This is a genomic window from Pseudomonas sp. GW458-11-26-14-LB4 (genome assembly GCF_059423925.1).
Genome location: NZ_JBWKYU010000003.1, coordinates 294,103 through 315,231, shown reverse-complemented (window position 1 = coordinate 315,231; position 21,129 = coordinate 294,103). Strand labels below are relative to the sequence as shown.

Annotated in this window: 18 protein-coding genes; 2 read left to right on the top strand and 16 right to left on the bottom strand. The window is 58.9% G+C overall.

What is annotated here, in order from left to right; genetic code table 11:
- The first annotated feature begins 119 nt into the window (after positions 1-119).
- On the top strand, positions 120-1,028 hold the full coding sequence (locus AC07XZ_RS06465; protein ID WP_085745609.1) for a helix-turn-helix domain-containing protein: 909 nt from the start codon (positions 120-122) through the stop codon (positions 1,026-1,028).
- A 114-nt stretch (positions 1,029-1,142) separates the two neighbouring features.
- Here AC07XZ_RS06465 and AC07XZ_RS06460 read toward each other — a convergent pair whose 3' ends face one another.
- From AC07XZ_RS06460 to rfaH, 15 genes are all read right to left on the bottom strand, one after another.
- Positions 1,143-2,192, bottom strand: a complete 1,050-nt coding sequence (locus tag AC07XZ_RS06460) for an acyltransferase family protein (RefSeq protein ID WP_102686115.1) — start codon at positions 2,190-2,192, stop codon at positions 1,143-1,145.
- Between the two features lie 90 nt (positions 2,193-2,282).
- On the bottom strand, positions 2,283-3,761 hold the full coding sequence (locus AC07XZ_RS06455) for a family 16 glycosylhydrolase (protein WP_102686116.1): 1,479 nt from the start codon (positions 3,759-3,761) through the stop codon (positions 2,283-2,285).
- Positions 3,761-4,816: a UDP-glucose 4-epimerase GalE gene (gene galE / locus AC07XZ_RS06450; RefSeq protein ID WP_102686117.1), complete on the bottom strand. Its 1,056-nt coding sequence runs from the start codon at positions 4,814-4,816 to the stop codon at positions 3,761-3,763. Before galE ends, AC07XZ_RS06455 begins: the two co-directional genes overlap by 1 nt.
- Before the next feature lie 29 nt (positions 4,817-4,845).
- A complete protein-coding gene (locus tag AC07XZ_RS06445; RefSeq protein ID WP_102686118.1) occupies positions 4,846-6,264 on the bottom strand; it encodes an oligosaccharide flippase family protein in 1,419 nt (472 codons plus the stop codon).
- A gap of 13 nt (positions 6,265-6,277) precedes the next feature.
- On the bottom strand, positions 6,278-7,198 hold the full coding sequence (locus AC07XZ_RS06440) for a glycosyltransferase family 2 protein (protein WP_256590503.1): 921 nt from the start codon (positions 7,196-7,198) through the stop codon (positions 6,278-6,280).
- 49 nt (positions 7,199-7,247) lie between these two features.
- A complete protein-coding gene (locus AC07XZ_RS06435) occupies positions 7,248-8,561 on the bottom strand; it encodes an O-antigen ligase family protein (protein ID WP_102686120.1) in 1,314 nt (437 codons plus the stop codon).
- Positions 8,558-9,670: a glycosyltransferase gene (locus AC07XZ_RS06430; protein WP_102686121.1), complete on the bottom strand. Its 1,113-nt coding sequence runs from the start codon at positions 9,668-9,670 to the stop codon at positions 8,558-8,560. The genes AC07XZ_RS06435 and AC07XZ_RS06430 overlap by 4 nt, the downstream gene beginning before the upstream one ends.
- Positions 9,667-10,743, bottom strand: coding sequence for a glycosyltransferase (locus AC07XZ_RS06425; RefSeq protein ID WP_102686283.1), 1,077 nt, complete (start codon positions 10,741-10,743; stop codon positions 9,667-9,669). The genes AC07XZ_RS06430 and AC07XZ_RS06425 overlap by 4 nt, the downstream gene beginning before the upstream one ends.
- 2 nt (positions 10,744-10,745) lie before the next feature.
- Positions 10,746-11,450 carry a WecB/TagA/CpsF family glycosyltransferase gene (locus AC07XZ_RS06420; protein WP_085745617.1) on the bottom strand — a complete coding sequence of 235 codons (705 nt, stop codon included), beginning with the start codon at positions 11,448-11,450 and terminating at the stop codon, positions 10,746-10,748.
- A gap of 13 nt (positions 11,451-11,463) precedes the next feature.
- Positions 11,464-12,804 carry a UDP-glucose dehydrogenase family protein gene (locus AC07XZ_RS06415; protein ID WP_102686122.1) on the bottom strand — a complete coding sequence of 447 codons (1,341 nt, stop codon included), beginning with the start codon at positions 12,802-12,804 and terminating at the stop codon, positions 11,464-11,466.
- Between the two features lie 67 nt (positions 12,805-12,871).
- Positions 12,872-14,263: an undecaprenyl-phosphate glucose phosphotransferase gene (locus AC07XZ_RS06410; protein ID WP_102686123.1), complete on the bottom strand. Its 1,392-nt coding sequence runs from the start codon at positions 14,261-14,263 to the stop codon at positions 12,872-12,874.
- A 148-nt stretch (positions 14,264-14,411) separates the two neighbouring features.
- The gene (locus AC07XZ_RS06405) at positions 14,412-16,724 is read right to left on the bottom strand and encodes a GumC family protein (RefSeq protein ID WP_102686124.1); all 2,313 of its coding nucleotides are present in this window, start codon (positions 16,722-16,724) and stop codon (positions 14,412-14,414) included.
- A gap of 2 nt (positions 16,725-16,726) precedes the next feature.
- Complete coding sequence (locus tag AC07XZ_RS06400; RefSeq protein ID WP_085745621.1) at positions 16,727-17,260, bottom strand: polysaccharide biosynthesis/export family protein; 534 nt, start codon at positions 17,258-17,260, stop codon at positions 16,727-16,729.
- Positions 17,261-17,272: 12 nt separating this feature from the next.
- Entirely contained in the window at positions 17,273-18,433 is a 1,161-nt protein-coding gene (locus tag AC07XZ_RS06395) for an outer membrane beta-barrel protein (RefSeq protein ID WP_039768571.1), read from the bottom strand.
- A gap of 37 nt (positions 18,434-18,470) precedes the next feature.
- On the bottom strand, positions 18,471-19,007 hold the full coding sequence (gene rfaH, locus AC07XZ_RS06390) for a transcription/translation regulatory transformer protein RfaH (RefSeq protein WP_085745622.1): 537 nt from the start codon (positions 19,005-19,007) through the stop codon (positions 18,471-18,473).
- A 603-nt stretch (positions 19,008-19,610) separates the two neighbouring features.
- On the opposite strand from rfaH, the gene AC07XZ_RS06385 reads away from it, so the two are divergent.
- Positions 19,611-20,588: an NAD-dependent epimerase gene (locus AC07XZ_RS06385; protein WP_102686125.1), complete on the top strand. Its 978-nt coding sequence runs from the start codon at positions 19,611-19,613 to the stop codon at positions 20,586-20,588.
- Positions 20,589-20,615: 27 nt separating this feature from the next.
- On the opposite strand, the gene tspO is transcribed toward AC07XZ_RS06385, so the two are convergent.
- Positions 20,616-21,071 (bottom strand): tryptophan-rich sensory protein TspO, encoded by a 456-nt coding sequence (tspO, locus tag AC07XZ_RS06380; protein WP_085745856.1) that lies wholly within the window; start codon positions 21,069-21,071, stop codon positions 20,616-20,618.
- Positions 21,072-21,129 lie beyond the last annotated feature (58 nt).

The window sequence follows — 21,129 nt, the reverse complement described above, 5'->3', positions numbered from 1 at the left end:
TTCATCTTTCGCAGACTTCCCCTGTGGCGCGTTGACGACTATCTTGGGCGGGCCTTGACGTTCCATCTATCCACTTTCAGCAGCACCAAAGCGCACCAAAAGAGTGCGCAAGGTCTCCCATGACAACGTGTAATCCACTACAGGTTCAAGCGTTCAATACCGCCGATGTCACCGAACAGATCCGCGCCACGCCGGGTTGGGTTCAGCATTACCAGCAGATGTCGCCGGGGCATTTCGCCGGGCAGATCCGTTATCTGGATTTGCAGGGTGTGGAGGTTTACGAAGAACAGATGAACACCCGGGTCGAGCAGAATTTCAGCGCGCCGGAAGGCTCGCTGGCGTTCTGTTTCGATCGCAGCGACAACGCGCTCTATCTGCTCAATGAAGAGAGCCGCAACATCTGGATCACCCCGGAGAACTATCAGGAAATCGCCGTGGTGTTCGGCCCGGAATTCGTCCAGCGCAACGGCCTGGACGTGGCCAGGCTGGAAGGTCTGTTCATGGCTCCGCTCAATGGCGCGCAGAATGGATTGTTCAGCCGCTGGTTAAGCTCCACTCTCACGAAGTTGTCGCAAACCCTTGATCAGCCAAGCAAAGAAGCGCTGACCCAGCAATTGCTCGAGGACTGCCTGTTCATACTCGACAACGCGAGCGTGTGCCTGGACGGTGGTGGCTTGCAGCGTCGCGCCGAAGAGCGAATCACCCTCAAACGCGTAGGGGAGTGGGCGGCGGATTCACCGGAAGAAACCCTCAATCTGCTGGAGCTGTCGCGGGTGGCCGGGGTTTCCCTGCGCCAATTGCAGCAGACCTTCAAGGCGTACACGGGGATGTCGCCGAGCCATTGGCTGCGTTTGCGCAGGCTCAACAGTGCGCGGCGGGAATTGCTCAAACGCTCGCCGGCAGATACGACGGTGGCGGAGGTCGCAATGAACTGGTCGTTCTGGCATTTGGGCCGTTTTTCAAGCAGTTACCGGGCGATGTTCAAGGAGTTGCCGAGCGAGACCTTGAAGCGCTCATCGTCGATGTGACGGGCACTCTGCACCACAAAAAAAAGACGGGAGAGGTTTCGGTATTCGCCGAAATCTCTCCCGTCTTTTTCATTTATCGATAGGCCGATGTTGCCAAGCCTGTTGCGCTGCCGACTAACCAACTCTGAGACGTTTGAAGGAGGATGAAAGGGATCTTTTCATCAGTCTGGCCATCGGGGTTTCTATTTCTTTATGGATGACATGGGAGGCACCTATCATCAAAGCGAGGGTGCCCCACAGCAGCACGTGAGGATTCACAGCCGGATAAGCCATATTGAAGATCATGAAGCCGATCATTTGATGCAGCAGGTAAAGCGGGTAAGTCAGGGCGCCCAACGCTGTCCAGTCGAACCTCCCGATGGCTGACGTTTTATGCGTCGAGATAAAAAGAAACGTCATGAAAAACAGGGCAATGACACCGCAGATAATCAAGGAATCGTATTCGGTCGAATATTTCAGTTCAATCGACTCGGCCCACTTGATCGCGTTGAAGCTGGCCAATGCCTGCGCGGCTGCCAGCAGGGAAATACGGGATTTGGTAAAACCCTTGTCCCAGATGATGTAGAACGTCGCGCCAGCGATGAAATAGGCCGCGTAGTCGGTGATCAGGACCGAGCGCAGTTTTTCGAAAGCAAAGACTTCCGCTGCGGCCGAGATCAGCAGCCAGAGCACAAGGAAGTTTTCTATTTTCTCTATCTTCTTGAAGGCCAACAGGACGGCGATCATCAGGTAGAACTTTATTTCGACGAACAGTGACCAGTAGACCCCGTCGATGGGTGGGACACCGATCAGGTCGCCGAGGAATGTCATGTTGATCATGTATTGATAAAAATCAGCCGAAAATCTTGGCTGACCAATGGCCAGCGTGACGAGAAAAGTGATCGTGCAGCAAACCCAGAAAGCCGGGCAGAGGCGGATGACGCGGGAAATGAAAAACGCTTTGAGATCGTTGTTCGAAGCCGTCATCAGGATCACGAATCCGCTGATCATGAAAAACAGTTCGACGCCCAGGTAACCGTATTTGGCAACGTCAGCCAATAGCGGATAGGGCATTACCGACATATCGCCCCTCGCATAGCCGCGAAACGCATAGTGAAAAAACACCACGGCGATCGCGGCGAGGAAGCGCAGCAAGTCCAGTTCGTTCAGTCGTCGCTTGTTCATGTACAGGCGCTCCAGACTCGTCAGCGCGGATCGATCACTGAGGACTGTGTCGTGTGACATCCGACTCAAGGCCAAAGCGGCGTAGGGTGCTCAAGGACTGCGTAGCCACATGCGGATGTAATCGACTTCGAACGTGGAGGGCAGGTCAGCATCGTCGACCACGCCGAACCATTTCCACATGGCCTCACTGTCAAAGACGATCTGCATGGGGTAGAAAAAGTGGTTGTTCTTCGACTCCCTGACCAGTACGCCATCGACGTACCAGCGCAGGGTGTCGGGCTGCCAGTCGAAGCCGTAGACATGAAAGTCACTGGCCAGCCGCCAGGGGCTGGTCCAGGTGCTGCCGTTGGCGATATGTTCGGTGCTCTGTGGCGTGGCCCAGAGGTGGGCGTTCATGTTGTAGGCGCGGTCCGAGGCCGCCTCTTTGGTCTTGCCGCCGATTTCAAAGATATCGATTTCGGTGGCGTTGTCGGCCATGCCTGTCCACGCCAGCCAGAACGCGCTGGAAGCCGCAGAGTTCATGGGTTTGGCTCGTGTTTCGTAATAGCCGTAGAAGCCACGTTCGAGGGTACGAACCATCGCCGAGGTGTAATCCTTGAAACCTAGCTGCACGTATTTCGGCGGCAGGGTTTCCTTGCGAAAGACAATCTTCAGATAGCCGTTGCTGACGCTGGCATTGCGCTCGGTGAACAACGCCGGCTTGCGTCCCAGCGATTCGTTCCCGATAGCATTGTTGACGTGCCAGCGCGTGCGGTCGAGGGTGGTGCCATCGAACTCGTCGGACAGCGTGGTGTTGAGCAACCACCGGCCGGCATTGGCCTGATCGGACAACGGCAGATCGGCATGGATGTGGGACGGCAGAGCGTCCAGCGGGCCGACACGTGTCCAGGTATCGGCCTGAACCGGTATGGCCACGGACCACTTGTCCGCCAGGTACCGAAATACGCGCTGGCGCTCCGCGAGCGAGGCAAACGGCCGGTCATACACCAGGACTTCGGCGATGTCGCCGCGAAAGTTTTCGGCATTGCCGACGGCATTGCGCCCCACGCCATACGGTCCCAGCGGGACGTCCTGCAGCTCAAGGACAGAAACCGTCGGCTCATAAGCACCGGTTTGCGGAAGGCTCACGGCGAAATTCGGCAGCACGTTATCGTTGCTGGCGGCCTGCGGTCGTGAACTGAACAAACGTTGCCAGGGATCGACCCCGGCCTGTTCCGGCAACCGCCGGGACACGATCAGTACAGTCGCAGGCCCTTTCGCCGTGCGCAGGGTCCGGCCGAGCAATCCAGAGTTGCCGCTCAAGCGCACCACCGAATGGCCATTGAGGCTGTTCTCCATCCGTTGTGGCGGCGAAGAAGCGCCATCGACGGTCGCGTCATTGGCCTTGCCTGACTTGTCGCTCCAGCGCTGGAGACGGTTCTGCGCATCCAGAGTCACTGTTGACGCATCCGCCGCGTCCAGCCACAACATGAGCCCGGTGGTCGGCACCGCAGGAGGTGCCTGCGCGGCGTTGCTGATCAGCGAAACTGAAAACAGCACGGCCAACAGACATTCTTTGAACATCGGCATCACTTCACCGCAATGGGTGCCGGAATCTTGAATGAAGATTGATATCCCTGCGGATTGCACGACTGCCAGCGCCAGGTATCGGTGATCATTTGTTCCAGGCCACGCAGCGCGCTCCAGCCCAGTTCGCGTCCTGCCTTGGCGGGATCGGCCCAGCACTTGGCGATGTCACCCGCGCGTCGAGGGACGAAACGGTAGGGAATGCTGATGCCGGTGATGTCTTCGAAGCTGTGGATGATTTGCAACACGCTGTAGCCAACGCCCGTTCCGAGGTTCCAGTAGTGAATGCCGTTGGCGTGCTGCAGCACCTGCAGGGCCTTGAGGTGACCGATGGCCAGGTCGACCACGTGGATGTAGTCGCGCACGCAGGTCCCGTCCACCGTGGGATAGTCGCTGCCGTACACCGTGAGTTCGGGTATCCGGCCTATGGCAACCTGGGTCAGGCACGGCAACAGGTTGTTGGGGCGGCCCCGCGGGTCTTCGCCGATCATTCCGCTTTCGTGGGCGCCGATCGGGTTGAAGTAACGCAACAATCCAATGCTCCAGCGCGGATCGGAGTTGCACAGATCCGTCAGCAACTCTTCGATCATCAGCTTGGTGCGGCCATAGGGATTGACCGGTTTGCCGGTGCCAAAATCTTCGGCAATCGGCGTGCGCGTCGGCTCCCCGTACACCGTGGCTGACGAGCTGAACACCAGCCGGAATACGTTATTGCGGGCCATCGCCTGACACAGGCCAAGCGTGCCGGCAACGTTGTTGACGTAGTAATCCAGCGGCTTGCGCACGCTTTCTTCGACGGATTTGAGACTGGCAAAGTGCACCACGGCCTCGATGTCGTGCCGGCTGAAGATATCGTCGAGCAGGACCGGATCGCGAATATCGCCCTTGATGAAGTCGACGCGGGTCAGGGTCAGTTGCTCAAGGCGCCGGATGCACTCTCGACAGCTGTTGCACAGGTTGTCGAGCACCAGCACTTTGTGGCCGGCGTTAATCAGGGCTAGCACAGTATGCGAGCCGATGTAGCCGGCACCGCCAGTAATCAACGTGGTTTTGCGCATGGTGAGGCCTTCCTGTCTCAGGGCTGAACTCAGCGGGAGGTGAAAACCGATTTGAATTCCTGTGGCCAGTGTGGGTGCAGGGCGCTGTAACCCACGGCATAACTCAGTGCGCCGAGCACGACGCTGCCGGACAAATGCATGTAGCCCTGGAGACCCAGCTGCGGTAGCACCAGCAGCACGGTTGCAGCCATGACCAGGGAAGCGATCACGCTGCGGTAACTGGCTTCGAAAAAGCCACGCCAGCTGTAGCCGATCGCCGTGTTCAGGCCGCGGATTTGCAACGGCGTGATGACCAGCATGCGCGCCAGCAGAGCGACGGCTGCTGCCATGCCGCCGTACAGGTTGCCGAGGGTGTAGACCAGCGCCAAGGCCAGCGCGGTGGTCAGCACTTCGGCCTTGATCGTGAGGTGGCTGCGGTTGACCGCCACCAGTGCGGTGGTGGCGTACATGGCGCTGTTGCCGATGGCGGCCGTGCAAGCCAGTACTTGCAGCAGCGGGATGGCCTCTGCCCATTTGGCGCCGAAGATCAACAGGATCAGGTCGTTTGCCGTGAGTGCGAGTCCGATGAACAGGGGCGTCAACACAAACCCGCTGACGGCGGTAGAATCGCCAACGATCCCGATCAATCGTCTGGGCTCTGCGCTGCGCCGGGAGAACGCCGGCAGCGCGTAGCTCAGCAAGCCGTTGTAGATTGCGGTGCGTGGCAGTTCGATGATGCGCATCGCCATGTTGAACATGCCGACAGCGTTCGCCCCGGCGGTGATGCCCAGCACCACGTTGACCCCGCGCTGCAGGGTTTGCGAGCTCAGTGCGTTAATGGCCACCGGTGCGCCTGACCTCAACAATTCACGCAGGATCGGACCATCGATGTAAAAAGGGATACGTCGCGGGTCGGCGCGCATCAACACAATGATCGACATCAATTCCATGATCAGCGCCTGGGCAATGACCGCCCACGCACCCAGCCCCCAAAGCGCAACGGCAATGCCACCGACTCCCCCCGCCACTTTGCCCAGCAATGTGCGCGAAGCCAGCATCCTGAAGTTGCTGCTGCGGCGCATCTGCGCCACATAGACCCGCGCCATCATGGTGAACAGGATCTTTATCGAGGCTATCGCCGTCATCCATTGCAGCACCGGGTCGGGGGTGTACAGCATGACCGCGCCCGAAATGACGCCAATGCTCGCCAGACTGACCAGCACCGCCGCCCAGTAGGCGGTGCAGATGTGCTTGTCTTCCAGCCGCTCAAGCCGGACCAGCGGGTCTTCCAGCACCGACGAGTACACCAGGCCGATCAGTTCGACGATGGCAATGATGACCGTGCCCACACCCAGCTCGGCAGGTGACAGCAGCCTGGCGTAGGCGACAAAGGTAATCATCGACAGCAGGATCAGGCCGAATTTCTCGGTGAAGATCCAGGTCAATGTCGTCAGACGGTGGTTGGCCATGGCGGATACCGTATCAATGAGCCGTGGTTGACGCCGTTGCCTTGCGCAAGGTTCTGGCGCGGGCATAGAGGTAGCGCAAGGTCGGTTTGCCGCTGGCGAAGATCAGGGCCTGCCAGGAGCAATCCAGCATTCGCCGGTACACGCCGAGGACCTGGTCATGCTCGCCGCGTCGGGAAAACGCCTCGAGAAAATCGGTGTGGTTGCCCAGCACGAAATCGATCCGCTGCTGCCGGGTCAACTGCGCGCCGTAGCGGGCGAGGTACACCTCGATGAAGCGGATTTTGTTCTGGTAGTACTTTTTCGGATTCGCGGTCATGTTGCCGCCATTGACCGTGCGCTCCAGCAACACTTCCGGCACCGTGTGGATCTCCCAATGCTCGGCGATCCGGGTCCACATGAAACGGTCTTCGGAATAACGCAGGCTGGCATCGAAGCCGCCCAGTTGCATGATCACGTCACGTTTGACCAGCGCGGTAGAGACGCCATTGACGACGTTGGCATGGATGAAATCGTAGAAGTGCCTGCCGTTCTTCAACCGGTCGTCCAGCTGGCGCCTGCCATCGCTGTAATTGACTTGTGCATAGCAGTCGATCAGCCCCACCGGCCGGCCCTGGCGGGTGAGTTCGTCATACAGTGCCAGCTGTAACTCCAACTTTCGCGGATGCCATTGGTCATCGGCATCGAGCATTGCCACAAACGTTTCTTCGGAGTGCCGCATCCCATGATTACGGGCGCTGGCCTGGCCTTCGTTGGGTTGCTGTAACAGCGTCAAGCGAAACGGCGCGACAAAGTCTCTGACCCGCTGTGGTCCGTCATCGGTGGACCCGTCGTCGATGACGATGACGTGATCGGGCAGTCGGGTTTGCCGGGCCAGGGAGGTCAGTGTCTGCTCGATGCTGTCGGCGCCGTTGTACATCGGAATGATGACGCACACTGAATCTGCTGAACGGGGAGCTTGGTTTGGCACGGTGATTCTCCTTGGGTTACGCGCGGGCGGAATCGCGCGGCAGTGCGCTGCCCGACGAACGCTGACGCAGCGCTGCCGGTGAGGATTCGGGGTAGGTCGCGTGGTGGTGCCGGAAGGTCAGGGCCAGCGTGCAGAACACCAGAAACTCGGCGGAGCGGTAGTTGGGAATCACGTACGCCACATAATTGGTGACGACGAACAGGCCGATGATGACCAGCGCACTGGCACGAAACCGGGCTGCCTGATTCGCCGTCACGGCGCGGTATTGCTTGAACAGTGCTTCACCCAACATCAGCGCCAGCGCCGTCAGCTGGATGAGGCCACCGTTGAGCAGGGTCTCCATGTAGCCGCTGTGGGCGTTGCCGATGTAACCCCAGCGGGTGATGAACGCATCGGCATCGGGACTTGCCCAGAAGGCGCCGAAGCCGTAACCCTTGAGAAACTGGCTGTCGATGAAGGGCGCGAGCAGTTCCCAGATCAACGTCCGATCGGTCAGTGACGGGTCGCGACCGGCCATTTCCAGCAGCACCGCAAAGTTGCTGTACAGAAACAGGCAGACCAACAGGTATAGAAGGGTGCATCCGAGGAACAGCAGCTGTGAGCGATTGATGCCCAGGCGGATCATTGTGAGGAAGTACCAGTAGCTGATCGTGCCGGAAATGATCAGCGCCACGCCGGTGGCTGACTGGGCAAGCAGGATCGCGACCAGCGAAAAGAACGAACAGAAGAGCGCCCAGCGATTGCGCTGCCGGATCATCGGCAGCAACAGCACGATGGCGATCGCGTTGAGCCGGGCGCCGGCATTCTTTTCAGCGAAAACGCCTTTGAATGCGCCGTCGCGAATCCCCCCGGAGAGAAACGCCACTTCAGGCATGACCACAGCGAGCAACAACCCGATCAGCGCCGCTATGCCGATGGCGCAACCGAGCATGAAGGTGATTTTTTCGAGGGAGTAGTTATAGGCAAGAAAACCGGCGAAAAACACCACGCCGAGCAGGGCGATGAACCGCTTGAGGCTGAGCATCGGGTCGTGGGACCAGCCGATCGACGCGATGACGCAGAGCAGAAAAACCAGCAGGAAGAAGTTGGCGCGATAAAAGGTTTTGCTGAGGAATACCTTGTTGCGGATGAAAAAGAACAGCGGCACCAGCAGCGTGATAAGGCCGCAGACCTGATTGGCGACGTTGCCTTCGAGGTCTTTATTGATGTCGCCAAAGCTCGCGGCACTGCCCAGACCGAGCACAAAAGTGATCACCTGTATGTAAAACAGGATCCCGAACACGGTGAAGGCGTCGCGTAACGTCGAATACCTGATCGTCAATGTGCTCATGATGACGGGCTCCCGATCAACGCTTTAAGGTAGGTCTGCACCGCGCTGGCACTCATGAATCGCGCGGCTGCATCGAGGCGTGACTGACGCTGCAGATCGCGCGGAATGGACAGTTGCTCGGCGATGGCCTGGGCCAGGGCGATTGGATCATCGACAGCGACAAGCGGCGCCACCACGCCGCCGCCGAGAATCTCCTGAGGGCCATGGGGGCAGCGGGTCGCCACCACCGGCGTACCCGTGGATAACGCCTCGACCAGCGCGTTGGGGCTGCCCTCGAAACGCGACGAGAGTACGAAGCAGTCGGCTGCTGCCACTTCTGTCAGGGGATCATCGGCATAGCCCGGCAGATCGAAGCGCTCCGCCACCCCCAGCTGTTTCGCCTGTTCCAGCAATTCGGCCCGGAGGGCGCCTTCGCCAAAAATGATCAGGCGGGCATCGCGATCCGGCAGTGCGGCGAATGCTGTGATCAGCGTGTCGAAACCTTTTTGCGGTGCCAAGCGCCCCACGGCGACGATCACCGTGCCGGACTTTTCCAGCAGCCAGCGGTGGCGGGGCAGTCCCGGTGGCCTCTCGCGAAAGTCGTTGTCGAGCACGGGGTTGTCGGCAATGGTCACATCCTGGCGTCGGGCGAGGGTGGTATCGACCAGATCCTGAGCGACGCCGCGCGAAACGCAGATCACCGGATTGGGAATCAGCCGATACAGCAGCGGTGCCACCCGATATGCCATGCGCATCATGAAATCGGGGTTCACGTGCCGGTCATGGGAAAAGGCATTGCGCTCGCTGACGTGCAGTCGGGCCAGCGTGCCGGACAGTGCCGCCGCGATGATCGCCACCACGTTGACGTGGGTCAGGGCCGCCAACTGGGCGTCAAAGCGATTGTCACGCAAGAATCGCGTGAGTGCCGGCACCGCACGGACGCTGCGCGGGCTGTGCAATTCGACTTTTTTCACTCGCGGATCGAGATGCGCTGCGTGAATGCCGCCGCCGGTGAGCATCAGCAATGTCACGTCATTGCCCGCATCCACCAGTGCCTTGGCGAGACGCGCCATCATTTTTTCAGCACCGCCGGCGCTGAGGTCATGGAGGATGATCAGTAACTTTTTCATTGATTCCAGACCTGGTAATACGCCTGCGCCGCGTACTGACTGGTGTACGGGCGCAGGGTGGCAGTGAGCGTCTTTTCGCCGGGAGCGATGTGACCTGAGGTCAGGTTGCGCAGCATGCCGTCGGCCAGTGCCTGTACGTCGTTGACGATCACCAGTTCACCGAGTCGGCCATGGTCCAGCAGTTCTCTGGGCCCGGTCTCGCAATCGCAGGCCAGCACCGGCGTGCCCAGCGCCAAGGCCTCGATCAGCACGGTCGGCATGCCTTCTTGCAGGGAGCTCAGAATGAACAGTCGGGCCTGCCTGAGCACGGGATAGGGATTGCTCAGAAAACCACTGAAGTGCACCCGTTGTGCGATACCCAATTGCCTGGCCTGGGTGACCAAGGCTTCGCGCAATGGGCCATCGCCGACGATCACCAGATCCGGCAGCGCCGCGCTGCGCAGCGCCAACGCGTAGGCATCGAGCAGCAGATGAAACCCTTTGGGTTCGACCAGACGCCCCAGACTCAGCCAGTAGTTGCGGGGCAAGTCGGCAGGCCGGGGCGCCCGGGCGGCTTGAAACAGTTGATCGGTGACAACCGCGTTGGGGCAATAACGGATGCGTTGCCGCCCCCAGGGCACGGCATCGGCGAGGGTCTGGCGCAAAGCCGACGAAACCGTCACCACCTTGCCACTGCCACACAGGTACAAGGCGTAGAGCAGACGCAGGCTTGAGGGGCCGGTTTTCTGTTCGCTGCAGTCGAGGGTCGCATGGCGGCTGTAGATGACCTTGCAGGCACTGCCCAGGGTGGCGAACCACGTGCAGAGGTTGGCCTGCTCCTTGGCGGAAATGAGGTGGGTGACACCTTCACGCCGTATGAGCCGGCGCAGCAAAACGATGGACTTGAACAGGCCGACGAGGCCGCTGCCGCCACCGCTGAAGCATTGAATGTCCCGGGTGTCGGGCATGTCCGCGTTCATGACGAAAAAGCTCACGCGCCGGCCGTCCTTGAGAAACTGCTCGGACAACCGTTGCTGAACGCGCTCGACGCCACCGCCGGGCTTGAAATCCTTGAGGGTAAACAGGATGTGCATGGTCATTCCCCAACGCTGATGGCGACTTTGTGTCGAACGATCATGTTCAGCAGGTGCAGGAAGTTGCTCGGGTAATCGATGAGGTAGCGTTTGATCGTGTGGGGCTCGCGGTACATGCGATAGAACGCGCGCAAGTGCAGGCGATTGATCAGCGCCGGGTAGTACTGCCGCGTCGCCAGGGCTTCCTGGCGGATGAACCCGCCACAGCTGAAGGCGACCCCGCGAAAGCCGGCGCGCAGGGCATCCTGCTCGAACTGCTCTTGCCGTCCGGCGCCCAGGCCGACGATCAGAATGTCCGCTGCACTGCGACAGATGTCGTTCCGAATGCCTTCGGCCTGGGCGGCGTCGAAATAGCCGTTGTGATAGCCGGCGATGCTCAGTTGCGGATAAAGGCTTTTGATCTTGCTGATGAACAGGTCGAGTTCGGCTTGTCGGGCGCCGACGAAATAAACCCGTTTGCCCTGTTGCTCGGCGCTGCGCAGCACGACGTCGGCTATCGAGGTGAAGTCGAAACTGACCCGGCCAATCGGTCTGCCGGTGACGCGAGACATGAAGGTTGACATCAGCATGCCGTCGCAAAAATAGGCAACGCTGCTCGGGTTTTGCTCGAAAAAACTGCCGATCGAGGCAAAGTTGATGAAGGAATAGGCCTGGTTGGCCTCCAGCAATTTCGCCGAGTAGTGGCCGACTATCTCCAGTTTGAACATGGTGCGGCTCCTTTCAGAGAACTGAAGGGGTCTGCCGACCCACGGAGACGTAGGTGAAACCGCGTTTGCTCAAGCGCTGCGGATCGAACAGGTTGCGTCCGTCGAAAATCAACGGCTGTTTGAGCAACCGGCTGAGCTGGTCGAAGTCCGGTGCCCGAAACGATTGCCACTCGGTGACGATGATCAGGGCGTCGGCATTTTTCAGCGCCGCCTCCTTGGTGCCTGTCAGGGTCAGGTCATCACGCGAGCCGTAAAGGCGCTGGGCCTCTTCCATGGCTTTGGGATCAAACGCCTGCACGCTGGCGCCGGCTTGCCACAAGGCCTCCATCAGTACCCGGCTGGGGGCCTCGCGCATGTCGTCGGTATTGGGTTTGAAACTCAGCCCCCACAGCGCAAACGTCTTGCCGCGAAGGTGGCCGTCGAAGTGATCGAATACCTTGCGGTACAGGCTGGCTTTCTGCTCCTGATTGCGCGCTTCCACGGCCTTGAGCACCCGGGCGTCGATGTCGACACCGTCGGCCGCGTGTATCAGCGCCTTCACGTCCTTGGGAAAACACGAGCCGCCGTAGCCCAGACCTGGGTAGATAAACTGGTAACCGATGCGCGGGTCGGCGCCGATGCCGTGGCGCACCTTTTCGATGTCGGCGCCGAGCCTTTCGGCGAGGCAGGCCATTTCGTTCATGAAGCTGATCTTGGTCGCCAGCATGCAGTTGGCGGCGTATTTGGTCAGCTCGGCGCTGCGAACATCCATGACGATGATTTTTTCGCGGCTGCGATTGAACGGCTCATACAGTTCGCGCATGACTTCTTCGGCACGCGGGCTGTCGGTGCCGATGATGATCCGGTCCGGGCGCATGCAGTCTTCGACCGCACAGCCTTCCTTGAGAAATTCCGGGTTTGAAACCACGTCGAACGTCAGATCGCCGCGACCGTTGTCGGCCAGCACCTGCTCGATACACGCTCGAACTCGGTCCCCCGTACCGACGGGCACGGTGGATTTGTCGACGATGATCTGGTGCCGATCCATGTTCAGCGCGATGGTCTGCGCCACGCTCAGCACGTATTGGAGATCCGCCGAACCGTCTTCGTCGGGCGGTGTGCCGACGGCGATCAACAGCACATCGCCATGGTGAACGGCGTCCACCAGGTCTGTGCCGAACCGCAGCCGGCCGCTTTGGTAGTTGTCGCGCACCAGGCTTTTCAGGCCGGGTTCGTAGAGCGGCAGCGTGCCCTCTTTCAATGCCTCGACCCTGCCGGCATCGACGTCGACGCAGAGCACGTTGTGCCCGACCTCGGCCAATGCAGCACCCTGGACAAGGCCTACGTAACCAATACCGAATACGCTCACATTCATGGTCGAACCTCAGGTCGTCGTGACGGTTATCAACGGTCGGGCAGGGGACGGCAGAGTTGGGGCGGGCTTAGTAGATGTTTTTCGAGAACAGCGTGAAGGGGGTCTTGATTAGGATTTTGATGTCGAGCCACAGCGACCACTGGTTGATGTAGTTGAGGTCCTGGGCGACGCGCAGCTGCATCTTTTCCACGGTCTCGGTTTCGCCACGGTGGCCGGTGATCTGGGCCAGGCCGGTGATCCCCGGCTTGAGGCGATGCCGGGCCATGTAGGCGCGCACCTTGCCGGTGTAATAAAGGTTGTGGGTGACGGCATGCGGACGCGGGCCGACCAGGGCCATGCGGCCGGACAGCACATTGAACAGCTGTGGCAATTCGTCGATGGAACTGCGGCGCAGGAAACCACCGATCGGCGTCAGGCGGTCATCGTTGCGGGTGGCCTGCCGAACCTGCTGGTCGTCGTGGACGTGCATCGAGCGAAACTTCCAGACCTTGATCACTTCGCCGTTGCAACCGTGACGGTTCTGCTTGAACAGCACCGGGCCGGCGGAGGTCAGCTTGACGGCGATGGCCACCACCAGCAGCACCGGGCTGAGCAGAATAATCGCCAGGGCGGCGAGGCTTCGCTCAAACAGATCCTTGCAAAACAGGCTGGCAGGGTGCGAGCTGATCAGGCTCTCGTTGAGGTAGATGGCCGGCATCCGCTCGATTTCCGAGATCGAATGGTTGAGCAACACCATGCTGCCGAAATCCGGGATCCACACCACGTCGACGTTCATGTCCAGCAGGTCGATGTAGAGGGCTTCGATGGTGGCGGCATGGGCCATCGGCAGCACGATATAGACGCGGCGCACTTCCTGGCCCGTGATGATCTCGCGGATGGCGGAAACGTGGCCGAGCAACGGCAGAATGCTGGGGGCAGGGCCGCAGCTGTCCTCGGCGGCAATGAATCCCAGCACCAGCGCGCGGTTCGGTCGGGACAGTTTTTTCGCCAGTTCATGGGCCGTCGGGCAGGTACCGATGATGACCGAGCGGCGCCCGTTGCAGACCTTGCGCGAGTACAGGCGGGCCAGGTAATGCAGGGGCAGAAAGCTCAAGGCCTGAACCATGAAACCCAGCACCGCCCAGACCATGATCACCTGGCGTGAATAAATGGCGCTGGTCTGGGTGAAGAACGCAATTGCTGCCAGTACGGCCAGCAGGGTCAACCACCCGGCCAGCAACCTGCCAAGCCCGACCAGCAGGCCATGGCGTTTGTGGTAGACCTGCATCACGCTGTAGATCGGCACCGAGCCGAGCACCGTCAGAATGATCAGGATGCGGTATTCACTGGTCAGACTGCCGACGCGCCAGTGCACGAGCAACATCAACAGCGCCGTCACCAGCGACAGCGCGCACAGCCACTGGCCCCAGAACGTCAGGCCTCGGCGGTGTGTCATGTGAGCGGTATAGAGCGAAGTCATGGGCTTAACCTCAAGGCAGCATTCATGCATCAGCGCGAATCGAGCAGGCACGGCGTGCCTCCCGATGGCTTTTCCGTAGCTCGGCGGAGGTGAAGCGAGTAGTGCGTTGGCAGAAGAGGGCGTAGCGGCGGGCGTATGCGCCCGATGGTTACCTGGGCGCGAAATCGTAGTTATAGAACGCCCGGGAATGGTGGTAGCCGTACTTGCGCGCCTTGCGCAGGTCGACCTGGTTGAGCACCGTGCCAAAGACCGGCACATGGCTTTGTTGCAACATGGCAATCCCTCGCTGAACCTGGCTGATCGAGGTGCTGTCAGCCTTGACGACATAGATCACCGCATCGGAATGTCTGGCCAGCAACAGCGCGTCACTGATCATCTCCGCAGGGGGTGAGTCGATAATGATGTGGCGATACCTTGATCTGAGCGCCTCGAGCATGCGCGCCATGCGCGGCGAGCTGAGCAAATCCTGTGGCGGCGGCTGAACCGGGTTGAGCGGATCGCCAGGGGACGGCAGGCGTGGCGCAACGAACATATCCAGCGACGGTGGCAAGACCTTCCCGGCCGGCAGCATGTCCAGATTGCCCACTGAAACAATGCAGTCTTCAAGCCTGGCCGTGCCGGCAATGACATTCGCCAGTCCGGGGCTGTCCGGTGGGAAATCGAAGTTCAGCGACAGGGTTGGCTGACGCATGTCGGCATCGATCAGCAACACGCGTTCCAGCGGTGTCAGCGAACTTGCGAGGTTGGTGGCGATGGTGCTTTTGCCCTCGCCGGCAACCGTGGAGGTCACGAGCACCACCTGCGAGGGCTTTTCGCTGCTTTGCAGCATCAGCCAGGTACGCAGGTTGCGAATGGTCTCGGAAAAGCGCGGGTTGTCGTTGTCCTCGAACAGGCGCGCCAGTTGCCGGCGACTTTTCTTTATCACCAGCGGCACGACGCTGAGCAGTGGAACATTCAACACGCTCTCGATCGATTCGTCGGTTTTGAAGGTATTGCTCAGGCTGTCGAAAAGCAGTGCCAGCCCGACGCCGATGACCGCAGCGATCAGCCCGACGATCGCGACAATCAAAGTCTTGCGCGGTTTGCTCGCGTCGACAGGAACGATGGCCGGGTCGACGATGCGTACTTTCGTCGAATCCATGTCGGCGGTGGCCGTGGTTTCTTTCAGGCGGGTGACGAAGGTTTCATACAGCGCGCGCGTGCTGTCGACTTCACGCTGGAATTCGCGCAACTGAAACTCTTTGCGCGCGATATCCTGGATCTGCGCCTTGTTGCTGTTGAAGGATTGACGCAGCGACGCTTCACTCGCGGTGGCGAGCTGGTATTGCCGCTCGATACCGGCCACCACTTGCTGCACCTGCAATTGCAGACTGGTGGTGGCGGTACGCAGCTCGGTTTGTGCGGAAATCAGGCTGGGGTGCTTCGGACCATAGCGCCCGGCCAGTTCATCAACCTTGGCTTGGGCCACCGCGCGATCGGCCTGGAATTTCTGCACCAGAGGGTTGCTCAAGACCGCCGGTACGCTGGAGAGTCGGCTCAGATCGCCGTTGCCCAGCGCCTTCGCCTGCCGGTACTCGCTCTCGGCTTCAGCGCGGTTGCGTCGGGCATCGACCATGCGATTGCCGGTCATTTCCAGTTCGTTGGCGCTGATGGTGGCAACGCCGCCAACATCCACCAGACCTTGTTCTTCGCGGTAACCCTGGAGTTTTTTCTCGGCCGCCCGCAGGTTGTCGCGCAGCTTGATCAGACGTGTGTTCATCCAGGCCGTGGTGGTTTGCGACGATTTCTCGCTGGTATCGAGCTGGCTGTCGGTAAAGCCCTGAGCCAGCGCGTTGGCCGCCGCCGCTGCGAGAACAGGGTCTGGCAACTCGACTTCGATTTCGAGCAACTGGCTTTTGCCAACGAACTTGACGCTGGTGTGCAGCATGAGGTTCTGCGTGACCTGGTTGAAAACGTCTGCTTCAGTGAGTGGCTCTTTCTTTTGCGGTAGATATCGACCTAGCCCCGGGATCCATTGATCAAGGTCCAGATCGGCCAGCCATTGGCGCGGAGCAAACCAGGGCTTTGGCTGCTGGCGCGGGTCGGTGACCGGGTGGGTGGTGAGACCGAGTTTTTTCACCGCGCGTTCGGCAAGGTCCCGCGATTGCAGGAGTGCCTGCTGGGTCTGCAGGTAATCAGTGCCGCTGCTGCCTGATTCCTTGACTTGCTGGAAGGACATCAGCGGAGGTGTCTTGTCGTTGAACAGCAGGGTGGTGCTGCCGATGTATTGCGGCGTGATGCTGGAAACTACGGCGGCCGCCAGTGCGCAGCTCAGCAGAACCAGCCAGCCGATGCTCCATTTGGCGCGCCAGATGACCCTCCACAGATTGAGCAGATCCAGGGTGTCCTTGTCTTCGCCGTGCTGAGGATGCAGATGCGCTTGAAGAGGACGTTCGACGTAGTTGCTTGGGCTGTTGTCCATGATCAGAAAAAGCCTTGTGCAATGGAAATGGTATCGCCGGGGGCGATCGTGGTGCTTCGCGTGATGTTGTCGGTCACGGTGGCGCCACCATCGCCGCGCAAGATGGTCACTCGCTTCATCGAGGCCCGTTCGGTCAGGCCACCGCCCAGCGCGATGGCCTTTTCCAGTGTCAGTCCGGGCACGAACGGATAGCTGCCGGGCTTTTTCACTTCGCCATTGATGTAGAACGAGCGGTATTCGATCTGGCTGAGACTGACTTTCGGGTCTATCAGATAACCCTGCTTGAGCCCGTCGACGATGATTTTCTCGACCTGACCGGGGGTCAGTCCCTTGGCGGATATTTCGCCGAGGAACGGGTAAGAAAAGGTGCCGGCATCACTGAGCCGGATCTTTTTCATGCTCAATTCCGGCTCACCGAAAACGATGATTCGCAACACGTCGCCGGCAGCGAGTTTGTATTGCGTATCGGGATCTGCCGCATAGGTGTGGGGCAAGAGAAACAACGCGAACAAAAGGACCAGTGTGCGAGTGTTCATGTCGAGACCCTCTTAAAGGCTGACGTTGAAGCTGATCTGGAACACGTTGCGGGTAAAGCTTTCGTTGTCGGCATCGGAATCGTTGTCGCGATATCGATAACCCAGTTCGATATCCAGCCAACGGCGCATGGCGTACACCACGGCCAGGTTGTAGTCCTGAAGATTGTCGGTACGGCTTTGGCCTTCGTAGACATAACGCCCGTAACCGGCCTGGGCCACGGTAGTAATCCGTTCAGTCCAGCCGTGACGCCAGCCGACCTGGGTAAACGTCGATTTCACGGCATCCGCGCCGTCGTCACCCTCGGCGAGGGCCTGGCGAGCGACGAAGGTGAACGTCGAATAGGTCCGCGGTTTCCATTGCAGATCGACTTGCCAGGTCGGGTTGTCGAGGTCTTTGGATTCGCTGTTGTCGAAGTTCTTTTTCTCGTAACCGACGCGGACTTTACCCGTCGTGCGTGCCGTGAAATCCCATACGGCACCGGCCATGACGGCGTCGGATTTACTGCTGCGTGGGCTGTTGGCCTGCTGGTAATCAAAGTCGGTGTGGTTATATTCCACCAGACCCCGCGTGTTGCTGCCGATGCGGTGATACCAGGTGCTCGTCAGGGCAGTGGTATTGCGTTCCTTGTCGTCGTTGATGCCATCGGCGTTGTCGTAGCGCAGTTGTGCGTAACTGGCCCCGAGATCGATTTGGTTGTCAGCGCTTTTCGCCCCGAAGGTGTAGAGACCGCCCACCCGTTTGTTGTTGAGTTTGTCGTTGATGCCTTCGACTGCCGTCGATTCCGTGCGCTCCCATTTGCGGTATTCAGCGTCGAGCTTCAGACGATGCCGGTCAGTGAACTCCATGATGCTGTCCGCACGCACGCGTTGTGCCGTGTTCGAGGCATCCGACTCGTCGTGATAAATGTAGCGAGTGGGTTGCCAGATCAGTCGCGTGGCACTGTTGCGATCCTCGGCCTTGAGCTCGAAAGAAGGCGCCAGTTTGGTGACCATGGAGGACTGTTTGCTGTTTTCCAGTTCGCGAAAGTTGTCGTCATAACTTTCCGAAAACAGGAACGATGGCGTGAAGTCGAATCCATACACATCAATGGCTTGCGGATTGATGCTCCAGGCCATTTCGGGATAGAGACAGGCCATCATCAGTGCGACGGGGCATCGTGACTTCAAAGCCATGTTATAGCTCCTGAGCAAGGGCATATAAGGCAAGTCGTTAGTTGTAGGGGTGAAAACCGGCTTGTTGTCGTTCAATCACGCTGAGTGGCAGGCAGACCGGCTGCTCACGGTTGAGAAACTGCAGGAGGATCATCACGCGGTCGGTTCCGTGCAATCCGAGGAACACGCCCTCCAGTGGCGCGAGCGGGCCGCTGACGATCTGCAGATTCTCTCCGGGTTTCAGCGCTTCATCCGGCTCCGACAACGTTGATTCGAGGCAACGTGCACGCAGGTGTTCGATGACGTGCTCGGCCACTGTTGCGGGACCATGGTTGAATTCGACGAAACGACTGACTCCCCGAGTAGAGCGCAAGGGTGCCCAGTTGTCGTCACGACTGAGTTGGATGAACAGATACCCGGGAAAGAGGGATTCCTGGACTCGCTGTCGTTTCCCGCGAATGACGCGTTCACTGACGAGTTGGGGGTGAAAGACCACGTAATTCTGTTGCAGCAGGTTGAGGTGGGCACGCTCATCCTGACGTGGCTTGCATTGTAAAAGGTACCAATTAGGTTGGTCCGAGCTGATGACTGGCATGCTTGTAAACTCTTAGATGATCGAAAGTTTATGGCAGGCAGAAGCTCTATTGATGGCTAAGTAAGGGCAGTCAGCGAAAGTATTTTTTTATTATGGGTTTGTGGAGTGTTTCAATGTTGAATCACAAAGTGTTTCATTGGTGTGCATCGAGCAGTGAAGTTTCGCTCTATTATGCGGCACCTCTGGAGGAATCATCGGTTCAACTTTTTAGAAGGCAAAGCTACCGCACGGTCTGTTCATGCAGGCTTAAGGTTAGGTAACTAAGTAGTTGTCCCTGAAGCGACAGGGCGCGAGTAAGTGATTGCTCGCGCCCTGTAAAAAATCAACCTTGGTAGTTATCGGCCAGACTTTACGGTCTGTCAAACGTTAGCAGTCAAAAAACACGCCATCCATCCAGTAATGGTTCTACCGATGGATAACCAACTGTTTTTTAATGACTTATTCTTTTGGCTGAACGGTAGAAACTTTTTCTGCCTGTTATGGTCGCGACTATTATTTAGATCGAAAGCTTTCCCCACTATTGGGTGCTGTTATAAAGCCTGGACTGAATAAGTCATCCAGCGCTATAACTTATCGCCTGTCGGCTTGTGTGGAGCAGGGATTATGACCGTTCTTGTTACAGGCGCTGCGGGCTTTATCGGGTATCACGCGGTCAAACGATTGGTGCAGCAAGGCCAGGAAGTTGTCGGTATCGACAACCTTAACGATTACTACAGTGTGGATCTCAAACAGGCGCGGCTTGAACAGTTGAGCGGTCTGCAGAGTTTCAGTTTTGAAACACTGGATATTGTCGACAAGCCTGCCTTGATGGCGTTATTCAAAGCGCACGATTTCACCGAGGTGGTGCATTTGGCCGCTCAGGCGGGTGTGCGCTATTCGCTCGACAACCCGGATGCCTATGCGCAATCGAACCTGGTGGGGTTTCTGAATGTGCTGGAAGCCTGCCGACATTATCCGCCCGCGCATCTGGTCTACGCGTCGAGCAGCTCGGTATATGGGGCCAACAGCAAGTTGCCATACAGCGTCGATGATGCGGTCGAGCACCCTGTATCGCTTTATGCCGCCACCAAGCGAGCCAATGAGCTTCTCGCCGACAGCTACTGCCATCTTTACGGCTTGAAGGCCAGCGGCCTGCGCTTTTTCACGGTTTACGGGCCCTGGGGCAGGCCGGATATGGCGCTGTTCAAATTTACCGAAGCCATTCTTCAGGGACGACCGATCGACATCTACAACCAGGGTCAGATGGCGCGGGACTTTACTTACGTCGATGACGTTGTCGAAAGCATCGTCCGCCTGTGTCCGAAACCGCCAACGCCGGAGAAGGAGGCAAGTGGCGTGAACCGGATTTTCAACCTGGGGCGCGGCAAACCGGTCGCGTTACTGGATTTCGTCGACTGCCTCGAGCAGGCACTGGGCATAAAAGCCCAGCGCAATCTGTTGCCGATGCAGGCTGGCGATGTCATCAAGACCTGGGCTGATGTTTCGGCATTGGAACAATGGATCGGGTTTTCTCCACGAATGGAAGTTGCAGAGGGTGTGGCGCAGTTTGTGAGTTGGTATCGCCAGTACTATCGGATTTGAGCGGCGCTTTATGCTCCTGGACTACGGTCATGAGCCGAGACCCACCCGGTTGTTGCGCATGATCGAAAAATTAAGCGCCGCAGCGACACACAGCCAGGCCAGATAAGGAAACAGGATCAACCCGGTGATCACATCCAGGCGCAGGGCCAGGACCACCATCACGGCGACGACCAACCACAACAGCACGAGAATGATCATCGCGGCAACGATCCGCTGCGCACCGAAAAACACCGGCGTCCACAGCGTGTTCAGGGCAATCTGCGCCGCCCACAACGCCAGGACCATTTCGCTGCCGGGAATCATCGTCAAACGGTAACCGACCCAGGCCAGCAGTAGATAGATCGTCGTCCACGCCACCGGAAACACCCAGTTGGGTGGGGTGAACTTCGGTTTGTTGAGCTGCGCGTACCATTGGCCGGGCTTGAAAACCATGCCGGTGGTGGCCGCTGCACCGCAGGCGATCAGAAAAATCAGGAAATTCACCATTTATCACTCCTTGGCCGCAGCCAGTCTGCCTGGTTTATTCCGCCGCAGCGGTCGT